At 46.2% G+C, this 12,926-nt stretch carries 11 protein-coding genes and 1 pseudogene; 4 read left to right on the top strand and 8 right to left on the bottom strand.

The window, feature by feature from the left end; all coding sequences use genetic code 11:
• Positions 1-504: 504 nt before the first annotated feature.
• On the top strand, positions 505-1,020 hold the full coding sequence (locus tag HQRW_RS10125; protein ID WP_011572093.1) for a helix-turn-helix domain-containing protein: 516 nt from the start codon (positions 505-507) through the stop codon (positions 1,018-1,020).
• A 141-nt stretch (positions 1,021-1,161) separates the two neighbouring features.
• Entirely contained in the window at positions 1,162-2,400 is a 1,239-nt protein-coding gene (locus HQRW_RS10120; protein ID WP_014556511.1) for an alanine--tRNA ligase-related protein, read from the top strand.
• A gap of 62 nt (positions 2,401-2,462) precedes the next feature.
• Here the strand turns inward: HQRW_RS10120 and HQRW_RS10115 are convergent, their stop codons facing one another.
• The 3 genes from HQRW_RS10115 to HQRW_RS10105 form a co-directional block, all read right to left on the bottom strand.
• Positions 2,463-2,972, bottom strand: a complete 510-nt coding sequence (locus tag HQRW_RS10115) for a hypothetical protein (RefSeq protein ID WP_014556510.1) — start codon at positions 2,970-2,972, stop codon at positions 2,463-2,465.
• 136 nt (positions 2,973-3,108) lie between these two features.
• The gene (locus tag HQRW_RS10110; RefSeq protein WP_014556509.1) at positions 3,109-3,702 is read right to left on the bottom strand and encodes a GNAT family N-acetyltransferase; all 594 of its coding nucleotides are present in this window, start codon (positions 3,700-3,702) and stop codon (positions 3,109-3,111) included.
• 102 nt (positions 3,703-3,804) lie between these two features.
• Positions 3,805-4,509, bottom strand: coding sequence for a metal-dependent hydrolase (locus HQRW_RS10105; RefSeq protein WP_014556508.1), 705 nt, complete (start codon positions 4,507-4,509; stop codon positions 3,805-3,807).
• A gap of 251 nt (positions 4,510-4,760) precedes the next feature.
• On the opposite strand from HQRW_RS10105, the gene HQRW_RS10100 reads away from it, so the two are divergent.
• Complete coding sequence (locus HQRW_RS10100; RefSeq protein ID WP_011572088.1) at positions 4,761-5,471, top strand: helix-turn-helix domain-containing protein; 711 nt, start codon at positions 4,761-4,763, stop codon at positions 5,469-5,471.
• Between the two features lie 360 nt (positions 5,472-5,831).
• Here HQRW_RS10100 and hmgB read toward each other — a convergent pair whose 3' ends face one another.
• The 5 genes and pseudogenes from hmgB to HQRW_RS10075 form a co-directional block, all read right to left on the bottom strand.
• Positions 5,832-7,175, bottom strand: a complete 1,344-nt coding sequence (gene hmgB, locus HQRW_RS10095) for a hydroxymethylglutaryl-CoA synthase (protein WP_048067054.1) — start codon at positions 7,173-7,175, stop codon at positions 5,832-5,834.
• A 459-nt stretch (positions 7,176-7,634) separates the two neighbouring features.
• A complete protein-coding gene (locus HQRW_RS10090) occupies positions 7,635-8,222 on the bottom strand; it encodes a DUF2150 family protein (RefSeq protein WP_014556506.1) in 588 nt (195 codons plus the stop codon).
• A 487-nt stretch (positions 8,223-8,709) separates the two neighbouring features.
• On the bottom strand, positions 8,710-9,564 hold the full coding sequence (locus HQRW_RS10085; protein WP_014556505.1) for a TatD family hydrolase: 855 nt from the start codon (positions 9,562-9,564) through the stop codon (positions 8,710-8,712).
• 231 nt (positions 9,565-9,795) lie between these two features.
• Positions 9,796-10,248, bottom strand: a pseudogene (locus HQRW_RS10080) (NYN domain-containing protein); the annotation flags it as partial.
• 409 nt (positions 10,249-10,657) lie between these two features.
• Positions 10,658-11,065 carry a universal stress protein gene (locus HQRW_RS10075; protein ID WP_014556503.1) on the bottom strand — a complete coding sequence of 136 codons (408 nt, stop codon included), beginning with the start codon at positions 11,063-11,065 and terminating at the stop codon, positions 10,658-10,660.
• 351 nt (positions 11,066-11,416) lie between these two features.
• Here HQRW_RS10075 and HQRW_RS10070 point away from each other — a divergent pair, with 351 nt between their 5' ends.
• Complete coding sequence (locus tag HQRW_RS10070; RefSeq protein WP_014556502.1) at positions 11,417-12,919, top strand: phytoene desaturase family protein; 1,503 nt, start codon at positions 11,417-11,419, stop codon at positions 12,917-12,919.
• Positions 12,920-12,926 lie beyond the last annotated feature (7 nt).

The raw sequence follows: 12,926 nt of genomic DNA, 5'->3' as shown, positions 1-12,926 counted from the left end.
ATTACTATTCAACAATTCAGGGATATGACACCAGCATCAACAGCGGCCCGTGAACAACCCCGACCACAAGGGCTGTCTCTTACCCACAACTCGAGTCAAGATTTTAGCGGAACGGGATCGGGATCGGCGAGCACGACTGAAATCCTCGGTATCTACAGTTTCAACACCTCTTTGGAACAAGTGTAGTGGAGTTGATTACCGGCGTTCTGTAACTCCCACAGCCGATATCACTATCTGAATCGCTTCTCGCCTCGATTTTTTGCGTTCAAAATACCTCTGAGAGCGTTTGAAACGTCTGGTTACGACTCCACGGACTTGTGGGTAAAAGACAGGGCTGGACCCGCAGGTATTCTCCTTGATCCTGTATAACACAGTATTGGCGAATATTGCGGGGGAGTGCTGAATTCCATTCATCATTAGAGTAACTTAGTTATCATGAATAACTGATACATATATCTTTGAGTTCAACTGAGGTTTATATAAATAGAGTTAGTATGTGGTCGTATGCCAAAATACTCCACCGGGAGCGGAGGTGGTAGCGGTGACGGCGACAGTTGTGAACTCTGTGGGCAATCAACAGCCACGCTTACGCAGGCAAACGTCGCTGGCGCCGAATTACTCATCTGTGAAGAATGTACACCACACGATGATGCGGGGGCTGGTCCTGGTAGCAGTAATAATGAGGAACGAAGTGATGATGAGCCATCACGACAGAAACGGGCTGTGCAGCAGCATGCACGCATGCATGATCAAGCAACTAGCGATTCACGTCATTGGGAGCGTGAGGGAACGAATTACGAACAGGACCAACTTCCATATCTTGTCTCCGAATATGGTGAGATTGCAGCGTCCGCTCGCCAAGCTGCTGGATTTACGATTGATGAGTTAGCGACTGAATTAGAGGTCGAATCAGGAGACATACTCGCAGTTGAACAGGGTCGAGCAACAAGAGCAGGTGTTGGGGGGTCACTCATTCGCGAACTTGAATCAACGCTTGATATCACACTCGTTGATGAGTAGGTGTATTATTCGCATCATAGTTCATGTATATTCCCGTGGGACGACGACTCTGACATGACCTCTATTTATATTGATAACATCCATTTTGACTCGGTACTTTGATATCGCGAAGTTGATTTGATCCTGGCTAAATTGTCACATATGCAAACCCGCGCTCCGAATGACCCAACTGTGCGTGAGTTTACTGCGACCGTCACGGGAATTGACGGACAAGTAGTGACATTAGACCATACATACTTTTATGCTGAGAGTGGTGGACAACCACCGGATATCGGGACGCTTAGTGACATCTCAGTGACTGACGTGCAGTCAGCGGATGGTGTTGTTAAACATACGCTTGCATCGACGCCCACATTTGATATCGGTGATGACATAATCGGTATCATTGACGATGAATTCCGCAATTATTGCATGCGGGCACACACTGCAAGTCATATTATCTATGGCGCTGGTCGTCAGATTCTTGATAATCTTGGCTATGGTGGATTTGGGATTAATTCTGAGAAAATTCGTGTTGACTTCACGACAACGACACCGATTGATGATGAAACACTCATCAAATTAGAGCAATTGACAAACCGCACCGTCTGGGAAAGTCGGGACGTAACGTGGGAGACCGTCCCGACAGCTGAGGCAGCAGCGCGTGAGGATGTTGCATTCAACACTAAAACCGAAGAGGGCGTCATGAGTGATGCCGATTCTGTTCGACTTGTTGATATCGACGGATGGGATGTAGCCGCATGTGGCGGGACGCATGTTGGGAACACCAGTGCGGTTGGTCCGGTGACAGTTCTTGAGCGATCAAATCCAGGTGAAGGAATGACACGAATTGAGTTTGCTGTCGGACCAACAGGAATTGATCGACGAGCAACACAACATCGTGCGCTTCGTGAAACAGCAATAGCGTTGGAAACAAATATTATTAATTTGAGTGATCGGGCGACTGCACTTCGTGATGAACGTGATGAGCTTGAATCACGGGTGAATGACTTAGAGGCGAAGATACTTGATTCAGCAATTGCTGATTTCGAATCGACACAGACCGACACGGCAGTCTGGCGTATTGGATCGATCACAGAGATATCTGTTGGGGTAAATGACGCTGGAGAGGCTGCAAAGCGGGCTCTCAAGTCACCATCCAATATTGATCATGAAGGAGTACCTCATGGTTCGGTTATTGCTATTGTTGGTACTGGTGAGCGTCCATTTGTCGTTATCGCTGCTGATGATGCGAGCGAGGTCAATGCTGGCACAGTGATTGATGAACTCACGGATACATATGGTGGTGGAGGTGGTGGCGGACCATCATTTGCACAAGGTGGTGGACTTGCTGCGTCACCCTCGACGGTTCGGTCGACACTTCGCGAGTGGGATCAATAATCGCACAGAGTATTGTATCACGTTCACTATACACACTCTCAAAAATGTAATTATATTATATCTTATATCTGATATCGGATGACTGCATCAACAATTCCGATTGTTTGACCGACTCCGACAAGTGCGAGTCCAGCAAATATTAAAACCATTTCACTACCGCTGATAAAGTAAAGCACCGTTCCAGCAACCGAGATAACAGCAGCCCCAAACGTTGTTAATGGTACTGCACCTGACCGGCGACCGGTGTCAATAAATCCGATTGCAGGAAGAAGCATCCACCCACTAAGTGAAACGCGAAGGAGACCTCGATTCAGTGGCGTCGAGAGTAACCCAATCAACCCACTAAGTGTAATAACAAACCCAATCGCAACAATAATCCACCATGTCCGAAGAGCGCCAGAACGCATATCACTCCAGGAGAGCAGAACAAATCCAGCTAATATGACAGCCATTACACCATGAGCGATTGTCAGTGCTTCTAACGACACATACTCCGCATGTGCGGCACCGACAACAATCCATGCGAGCGGAACAAGAAGAGCCGGACCATTCGCACGAAAACGCTGAAGCATAATCGATACTACACAGAGGGGTTGCAAGAATCTTGACCTCTATTCAACCATCAGATGATGTTAAAACTGCACTGAACAGTACTGGAATGTCTGATTGCGTACTTCGTCTCACATGAAATCATATTTCCAATAATTCTTACAGTGACCGCGTGAGCATCTCACCCCATCGATCACACCCATGACGATCATAAAATGCCCGAGCACGGTCATTTTTCGGATCAACATCTAATACAAGCCGATTTACTGGTAAGGTCTGCTCGCGGGCAATTGTAAGTATAGCTTCAAATAATGCATCGGCGACTCCCTCACCACGGTATGATGGAGCGACATACAATTCATTGAGCACAGCTGCATCCCAGATGAACCCGAATAACTCTGGGAGCAAAAATGCGTAACCGACGAGTGTATTTGTCTTAGCTGTCTTTGTGCCGTTCCTATCGTTATTCAATTTATTAATATTATTGACCGTAGGGTGGTCACACACCTCTGTATGATCGTCGATCATAGCAACGGCGATACATCCCGGATCGATTCCGACGCAGTGACTAACCCACGCCAGCCACCGATCATGATATGTTGCTGTTAACTTTGATTGATATAAATCGGACTTTTCAGCATCTCCGGTCTTAGCGCCAAGTTCACGCTCGAATGCTTGCTTACACTTCCACAGAGCCTTTTCATCACTGAGTTGTTCGTATGGACGGATTGTGATCTCTGGCGGGCAACTCATCGGTGCTGGTTATTCATTTTAGCTCGACTCATGAAGTACGATTTGATCATTTGAGAGTATAGTGAACCTATGAACAAGTATTGGTGAAACCTTCATATCTCATTATTCTGTCATATTTGTGATCGTATCACGCTCTGCGTGTTCATGTCGGCTACGGTACAATCGGAGTGACGTCACGATTGCTGCGAGTGGAAGGAGCCACCCTCGAAATCCCGTCATTGCAACTGGAAAAATCCGCTCAACCTGTGGTTGCTCTGATTCGACACCTCCTGAGTCAGTGTCTGCTCCAAGTGTTGGTTCTGCATCGATTACAGTCCGAAACTCAAAGTTTTGTGTTGTCCGTGACTGTGTTGCATCTGGTGACGCTGATGGTTCTATGAACGTTTGCACCCATCCACGATCTGTTGAGTATAATAATCGTCCATCGACTGTCATAAATGCGTCATGAAACGGATAAAACACATTCACTCCTCCCACAACGAGATCAGGAACAATTCCGGCTGCGAACATGCAACCGACAGCGACAAACGACATCTCAACGCCAGAGTCTCCATATCGCTGTCGGAGTATTGATTGTTGCCGCCACCGTGTTTCCCAGATTAATCCAATTATGAGTAAGGTTGGCAGGACAAATGTGTGTCCAACGGCGCGATGAGCGCCAGAAAACATCACTTCAAATGCAACATCAAGATCCGGCAGTGCTGTCGCTCCAGCAACAATTAATACGTGTCGTCCAGTGAAACGATCTCCAAGAATCCCAACCGCAAGTAATAGCCCAAGCGAAATATGAACGAGTGTTGATGGCACACCTATTTTTCTGACATACAGAAGCTTGAGCGTTCGTCTGGTATCAAAAATAAAATTGATACTCACCCTCATGTGTCATGAACTAATGATATAAATAATATACTCTGATCCGAATATTCTCTATTGGTTCTAGATTCACAGTTTCTGAAGTATCTTCATTATATATCGAATGAATGGTTGATACGCTTTTTAGTAGCCAACGGCAATAATGAATAGATATACGTGAACAACTCACAAAAGGAGCTATTTGGATGACGACCGCTGCTCCGCGAGATGATCTAGCTCGTCGAATCGCCGGTGAGGTCACACTCAGCAATGACCCTGGTGCAACACTCCGAAAATGGCGTACGGATTTTGATATTTCACAGACGACGCTTGCTGATCAGCTCGATGTGTCCTCATCAGTAATCTCAGATTATGAAAGCGGACGACGCGAGAGCCCAGGAATCGGTGTTGTTCGACGGATGGTTGAAGCGTTATTAGATATTGATGAAGCGCGTGGTGGTGGTCGCATTCGACAATACGCGCGTGTTATTTCGGCTGGATTTGAGAGTGATATCGTTCAAGATCTGCGAGAATATCCAACAGCAATCCCACTTGAGACATTATATGAGGCGATGGGTGCAACTGAAATCGTCCGTGGTGATCATGACCGCATCAGTGGACACACAATCATCAATAGTATTGAAGCGATAACTCGCCTTTCGTCTGAGGAGTTTTATCGGCTATATGGACAGTCCACATCGCGTGCACTTGTCTTTACAGGCATCACGCGTGGTGAATCCCCACTCGTCGCAATGCGCGTCGTCAATCCAACCCCAAATGCAGTTGTACTTCATGGGGTTACTGAGGCAGAGCTTTGGGAACACGCCCCAGCACTGGCAACGATTGATGGGTTTTCACTTGCGCTCTCGAATCAAGATTTAGAAACAATGATTGATGATGTCCGTCGATTAGTATGAATCACTCTGGAGTCACATCTGAGCCCCGATATCACACCAATTCATCTGAGCGCCTGGAAAATCGGGCGATTGGATGCAGATGAACATAATTTCTCTTGCATTCCTCTGAACGGCGATGAGCTGAAATATCATCTGAATCACCCACTTTACTCATGAAAATTGCTCAATCTGTCTGTATTTTGTATTACTTGTCTCACATATATAGAGTAGTAATCGCAGACTGTGAGATATCTCCTGTCACAACATCACTACCGCAATTTGAGGAAGGGGACTCCACCGCAAAGAAATTGAAATCACGGACTGCTTTCTAGATCATAACTGAGCGCTGACTTGGCTAACTAGTGCTAACTCAATATCGATTTACTCAACATATTCATATCGTCGCTCGCTCATCCGTCCCCATCCAGTAAAGACAAATTCTGATTCAGGCGTGGTGAATGCCTCAATCTCAGTATCTTTTTCATGATTGTGTACGTCATGGACACGCTCGTATTCATCAAATGAAAGATCATATCGAGCTTCAAGTTGTGTATCAACATTAATTGGTGCAATTGCTTCACGCCATCCCGGCTGTACAGTTTCAGCGTGAATCTCTGCTTGTGCACCTGATCCATATGATGCAACAAGGAGTTTCTCGCCGGCAAGGTCACGATCTGCATCTACGGCAGACATAAGTGTTGAAAGCCGTGCAATATGTACTGACCCGGTGTACCAATTTCCAACCATCCGGGCTATATTGACCGTTGGATCAATTGCGGTTTCATACCACTCACGATATGTGTCCGTTTCTTTGAGCTCATCCATATATCCACGAATTGCTTCCTCATACGCCTCTCGTGATACATATTCTGATTCTCGTGGCTGGCTTCCAATTTCACTTGCGAGTGCTGATTCGACGTCAGTCCCTCGCGAGATATGTCTAAATCCAAGGAGTGCTGCTTTTCGCACCATCCCTGGAAATGGCGTGTGGAACGGAATATACGCGAAGTCATCAGAATGAGTGTCGTCAGCGATTGATTCATAATCTTCAAGCGCCTCTCGCATTCGCGCGAGATACACCTGCATGGATCGTTTTCCATCAACACTTGGGAACTGTTGGTTCGGCTTGAGGAAATCCGTCTCATCAGCGCTCCCAAACCCTTGCTCAGTCGATAGCGCAACAATATCTGGGTCTGAATCAATGAGCATCGCTATTGCGCCTGCACCCTGTGTTGCTTCACCAGGGTCACCTCGCTCGTATAATGCGGTATCCGTTGCAATAACTAATGCAGCGCGACCGCGATTACGCCCCGCTCGGATCCAGTTGTATGCATCATCGATACTTTGCGTGCCTGAAACGCAAGCAAACTTCCGCTCTCCTTTGTTTGCATGATGAAAGTCATCTTCATACACTTCTTCGAGACAACCTGCAATATAAGTCGACACTGGCTTAGAGTTGTCAAATGCCGATTCTGTGGCAACGTCAATTCGACCGATATCATCCGGCGTTAGCCCCTTTCGGTCTAATAGCTGTTTTGCGGCGTTTGCTCCCATTGTTACGATATCTTCATACACATCAGGAAGGGAGGAATGCTCGACTCCCAACCCTTTGGTGTATTTTTCTGGGTCTTCATCTTTGACAGGTGCAAATGTGTTTGGAAGATCAAGCCGTAGCTTTCCACTCCATAATTCAATTCCATCAATACCAACAGGTGTCTGTGACATATCTCTAATATCAATGGGCCGGTATTTGGATTTGTCGATGATAGATACGTTGTTTGTCGAAAGCATATCGACTCGTACGCGTGATAGTATATACTGAGCAGACGCAGTGCCACACAGTGCCATACAGTCCTCAGACGTGGATACGCGTCGTCACTCTCGATAGCAGTTCCACTCACCGAGATTGTGAGTATCTATCTCAGATTCGCACTGGTTGGATGCTCTGGAGAGGTATTTCTGGAGTGCTGGATTCTGGAAGGTCGAATAGTATGTGGGGACGACAGAAGCGATGTCGGAAAGTGGTGAACGGTATATCGAGAAGACGTAGCATTAGGCCGAGTGTCGGGCTTCACCCCCGCCGGCGGGTTCGGGGAACTTGCCCTCACAGGTTGTTAAACAATCACTGAGCGTCCACGAAGCAGAGAATAATTGATCAGCCGAGACTGAGCACGACTCTAGTAATTAGTCTTCTTCAACAACCTCGGGATCACTCATTGCACTTTGCAGGCTATCAAGCCCATTGACCCATTCAGAGACAAGCCCATATTCGATTTCATCGACAACGGTCACATCAAGTTCATCGCCTGCAATAATTCGTGTTCCCGCTTGAACCAAATATCCGAGGGCGGCATCAACATCTTCGTCTGCCTCAGCGTCTGCGGCAGCCTCAACATACTCAGTCAATGGTGCTGACTCTGCGGTTCCTCCGAGAATGTACTCCTCAGCAGCATAAAAAACACAAATTAGACTGGTTTGAACACCATCGACAAGCATTATCTTATCCTCAGAACCTCCTTGTGCCTCAAATTCCGGCTCCGCCAACACGATTTCGCGAACTCGCTCTAGTTCATCAAGTGCTACTGATTGATCAAGATCATCCTCTTCAAATGCTGATACGATCTTTGCAATGGCAATTGCGGCATCATCTTGTAAATTCAACAACAACCGTGCAGAGTCCTCATTCTCTGGGTCTAATTCTTCTTCTTCGACGCGTGAAAGCCAGTTCTGCCACCGTTCTTCGGTATAGTATGTCTCCTCAGCCTCGGTCATATCTTCATAATTCCGGTCAGTACTCAAAGACCTTTCTTGTCGTATGCAGACAATGACATCACATTCTATGCACTGTGTCGTCAAAATCTCTCATATGCTGGGGTATGATACGCTGTATTCTCATAGTAAAGAGACGTCTCGTATCGCTCACAGATATCATTTGTAATAATATCCTCTCATAGTGATTAGTGCAAGTCTTTACCGCCGTGATTATCCGTGTCGGTGATGTGAGCCGCTGAACCCGCGTCATTCGACACCGTCGGTAAAACTATTCGAACTAATCACTATCAATGGATGGGTCTATTGGAAAATATAAGATGATTCTCACACCGCTGAATTGTCTGCATTTAAATGACTGTGTCAATCGAATCATCAACATGAATCCGGATAATATCAAGAGTGTGACGCACCTCAGGGTCAAGCCTGTAACGATCGTCTTGACAGCGTATAAAAGCACTCGATCTATTATAGATTCAAGATTTGGGATTCATGAATTCGACGCAAGCGTTGATTCTGTATCAATCTCGTAGATCATTTTCGGTGTTTCAATGTGTGCTTGCTCAATCGCAGTCTCATATCCATTTTGTTGTAACCACCTAACACGTCGAGGCACAGTTTTTGGTCCAAGGACTGCCCCGGGTCGATCAGGGTCATCAATAAAATCTGTCTCCATCAAAAATGGCTCATCCTCAATTGCCGCAGTCTCTAATCGATCTTTCTGCGACATGACGCTTGGCGTTGGTCCGGCGAGTGTTCCCCCGGCGTAATGTTTGACAACTCGCTGTGCAGGGACGCCTCGGTCCTCAGCCCACATTGCAATATCGGTAAGATCGTCTGTTGCTTCAGTGTGTAATTGAACAGCACAATCAACTTTACCACCGAGACGAAAGGCATGTTTCATCACACGATTTGACGCTTTCCATACTGACTCAGAGACATCATAATGCGGTCGTCCAGATTTCAATGCAAGTGCGGTGTCATTTTGGACATATGACGCTGCACGGTCGAGTCCGGCACACATCAACTCTGCTGCTGTCTCGGGGTCATATGACCGCTCATCCACGAGTCGAGAAATCAGTCCAGGGTGAACACCTAATACCGGCCATGCCCGTCCTGGAAGAATCTCTGATGCGGTCTCGACAATATCAATTGTTGTCTCGAAAACCGAATCGAAATCTGAACCGGATGTCGGATTGATGCCAAGATGCCAGGACGGTTTATTGACAACGAGAAGGTGAGTTCCGCCCATCTGAGTAAAGTCCTTGACGGCATCAATCCCTTGACCATGCTCTGGGTCAAGATGAAGATGATTATCAAGAATTGGCGTTTTTAGTGAGTCCATACAGATTAGTGTCTATCCATACACTTAATTATCATATCCAACGAACGTCGGAGCATCCCCTGCTGTCTCGGAGTTTGAATTCGAGTTTGGGTCTGTGTCCGTATCTGTATCTGCGTCTACATTTGCATCGACATTGGCGTGTGATTTTATTTTTTCATTGATAGTTTGATTTTCTTGATGAGCCATTACATTCGCCGTCACGCCGTGCGCATCCTTGCTCTGATTTTTTTCCTGGTTATCTTCGCCAAGGGTTATCTGAGTATCTGCTGCGTTCCGGAGGGCATCAGAACGTCCATTCACTCCTGGTGCAATGACGACTGTTCGTCGGTCATGACTGTTTGCAGCCTCAATCGCAGGCTTAAAATCGGCGTCTCGGGAGACAATTGCGATGATATCGGCTGTATCTGTTACAGCGGCTTTGGTAAGATCAACACTTAGTCGAACATCGACATCGGTACTTGTGACAATAACCTCAAACCCTCGTGACTCTGCTGCTTGAATCAATCCTGACGGTGCATGCTCATCAAGATATAGTCGTCTTATAGCAGGACGCCCGAATTGCTCTGCTGCTGTCCGCACATCGTCAAGATCGACGTCGAACTCCTCACGAAGAACGTTCGGTCCATCAACAAATAAGCCAACAGACCGATTTGACTGTTCATACAACCGTCTGAGGATACTCATATGCTCTACTTATACCGGTAGTTGCATAATATCGCTGGTATATAGTTATAAACAATACTAGCATCCTACAAACACCGAGGGATACGGACTACCAGCGACGTCATCTACTTCAATACATCATCTCATCACTGATATGTCCTCAACGATTACCTCATCTTGATATAACTTTTCGATAGTTGCGATAGTGTATACGATTAATGAAGTTGCCTGCCGTGATACGCCTTGTCGATCTGACCGTCAGAATGATCCAGCATTAATCGTTACTGCGAGCGGTCTCCCTGGTGTGGGAGTCTATTATTTCCAAATGGAATGTAGCGGGAGTTCCCCGCGGTGGTAATGTATACGTGTGAATCATCCACCTCATTCGCTCTTAGTTATCTATACTATTATATACAATAAAACTCAGTCGCTATGATTCAGTATCGGTGAGTGGCACAACAGCAGCTGGTCGGTCTGTTTGTAGTAAGATAGATTGTGCAGTTGATCCAAAAACAACCTTAGCTGTCGGCGTTCGTTTTTGAACCCCAATGACAAGTTCATCTGCATCAACGTCTGCAGCGTGTGTGAGAATGTCGACTGCAGGGTCATTCCCTTTGACAAGTTGATGTGTCTCAACCGTGACCCTCCCACCAAGTCGTGATCTAATCACCGACAGTGCCTCTTTACCATCTCGTATCTCTTGGGACTCCGTTTTATCACTTCCATGCAGTGAATTAACCGCATGGACGGTATCAGAGCCTTCGAGACGGGTAATGAGGTAATCACATAATCGTGCACTCGTATCGACATGGTCTGTTGCAAGGACGTATATCGTCATCTCATATTGTAGTTTTCCTCGTCATAAAAAGTGATTTGTATTCTATCCAAATTGACAATTGACACTAATTTATATCAATCATACAGCATGAAGGACGCAAGGGAAAATCTTCATTCAAGGGCAAAAAATGTTAAATATATATTATATAGGTCAACCTTTCACACTCAGTAATAAAAGAGGGATAATCGACTTTAGCATATAAAATAATAAAAATGACAATATCTGTCGATAATATAATATACAGACGAAGCAAGATTAGTGATATTCTATGAGTATTGTTTATTTCTTATCACATATAGACATTTCTGGATAGTCAGTCGTTTTATTGCTCTGACGCTCTTAGCATTATATATGAATACAGTCTCGGACCTCAGTGATGTCGATGGGTCATCTGTCGTCGTCATTGGCGGTGGGTTTGGCGGGCTTTCGACAGCTTGCTATCTCTCCGATGCAGGTGCGGATGTCACGGTCCTTGAAAAAAACGAGCAACTTGGGGGGCGTGCAAGTCGACTTGAAGTTGATGGGTTCAAGTTCGATATGGGTCCATCGTGGTATCTGATGCCCGATGTCTTTGAGCGATTCTTCAATTATTTTGACCGAGAACCGAGTGAGTACTATGAACTTACTCGCCTTGACCCGCACTATCGGATCTTCTTCAAAGATGGCGACCGTGTTGAGATGGTTCCTGACCGTGAGCAAAATCGAGAGGTATTTGAATCGTATGAGCCCGGCGCTGGTGACCGTTTTGATGAGTATCTTGCAAAGTCAAAGAAAAATTACGAGGTTGGAATGGAACACTTCGTGTATGAAGACCGAGCCGAATTGTCCGATTATGCTGATTGGGACGTCATGAAAAATGCCCGCGGACTATCATTAATCGGGTCGATGCAGGATCATGTTGAGCAGTATTTTGATCATCCAAAACTCCAGCAAATTATGCAATACACGCTTGTGTTTCTTGGCGGTGCCCCGACAAACACGCCAGCATTGTATAATTTAATGAGTCATGTTGATTTCAATATGGGCGTCTATTATCCTGAGAATGGAGTTGGTGGCGTTGTAGACGGTATTGTCGAACTTGCAGACGAATTGGGAGTGACATTCCATACAAATGCACCTGTCTCAGAGATTCGTGGTCGAGAGGGAGCGTTCGTCACCCGAACAGAAACTGACGCAGAATTCTACTCTGAGTCTGTCGTGAGCAATGCGGATTACCGACATACGGAAATGGAACTTCTTCCGCCAGAAAAAAGACAATATGACCCTGATTATTGGGATTCACGAACATATGCACCGTCAGCATTTCTCCTCTATCTTGGTGTTGAAGGTGATGTCGGTGACCTTGCTCATCACTCTCTCGTGCTTCCAACGGATTGGGATGATCATTTCGAACAAATTTTTGATGACCCAGCTTGGCCTGCGGATCCAGCATACTATCTCTGTGTTCCGTCACAAACTGATGATGATGTTGCGCCTGATGATCACTCAAATCTCTTTGCGCTTGTCCCGATTGCGGCTGGACTTGATGACTCTGAAGAACACCGTCAACGCTATCGCAATCTCATCTTAGATGATATTGCTGAGCATACTGGTGTTGACCTTCGAGATCGGATTGTTGTTGAGCGCTCATTCTGTGTTGATGACTTTGCAGACCGATATAATAGCACCGCTGGGACAGCACTTGGACTTGCTCACACTCTCGAACAAACGGCACTTCTTCGTCCTGGGCATCATTCCTCGGCTGTCGATGGACTGTACTTTACTGGATCATTTACAACGCCAGGCATTGGCGTTCCAATGTGTCTCATTAGTGGGCAATTGACTGCTGAGAAAATGGCAGATCGGGCAACGTAATGGACTG

It is taken from the genome of Haloquadratum walsbyi C23, from assembly GCF_000237865.1.
Lineage (GTDB): Archaea > Halobacteriota > Halobacteria > Halobacteriales > Haloferacaceae > Haloquadratum > Haloquadratum walsbyi.
The sequence above is the reverse complement of the archived record's forward strand: the minus strand, read 5'-3'. Positions and strand labels throughout refer to the sequence as shown.

Coding starts and splice junctions, on each gene's coding strand:
- HQRW_RS10100 (WP_011572088.1), top strand. CDS start 4,761: ATGACGACCGCTGCTCCGCGAGATGATCTAGCTCGTCGAATCGCCGGT.
- HQRW_RS10110 (WP_014556509.1), bottom strand. CDS start 3,702: ATGAGTTGCCCGCCAGAGATCACAATCCGTCCATACGAACAACTCAGT.
- hmgB (WP_048067054.1), bottom strand. CDS start 7,175: ATGTCACAGACACCTGTTGGTATTGATGGAATTGAATTATGGAGTGGA.
- HQRW_RS10075 (WP_014556503.1), bottom strand. CDS start 11,065: ATGACGATATACGTCCTTGCAACAGACCATGTCGATACGAGTGCACGA.
- HQRW_RS10120 (WP_014556511.1), top strand. CDS start 1,162: ATGCAAACCCGCGCTCCGAATGACCCAACTGTGCGTGAGTTTACTGCG.
- HQRW_RS10090 (WP_014556506.1), bottom strand. CDS start 8,222: ATGACCGAGGCTGAGGAGACATACTATACCGAAGAACGGTGGCAGAAC.
- HQRW_RS10085 (WP_014556505.1), bottom strand. CDS start 9,564: ATGGACTCACTAAAAACGCCAATTCTTGATAATCATCTTCATCTTGAC.
- HQRW_RS10115 (WP_014556510.1), bottom strand. CDS start 2,972: ATGCTTCAGCGTTTTCGTGCGAATGGTCCGGCTCTTCTTGTTCCGCTC.
- HQRW_RS10125 (WP_011572093.1), top strand. CDS start 505: ATGCCAAAATACTCCACCGGGAGCGGAGGTGGTAGCGGTGACGGCGAC.
- HQRW_RS10070 (WP_014556502.1), top strand. CDS start 11,417: ATGAATACAGTCTCGGACCTCAGTGATGTCGATGGGTCATCTGTCGTC.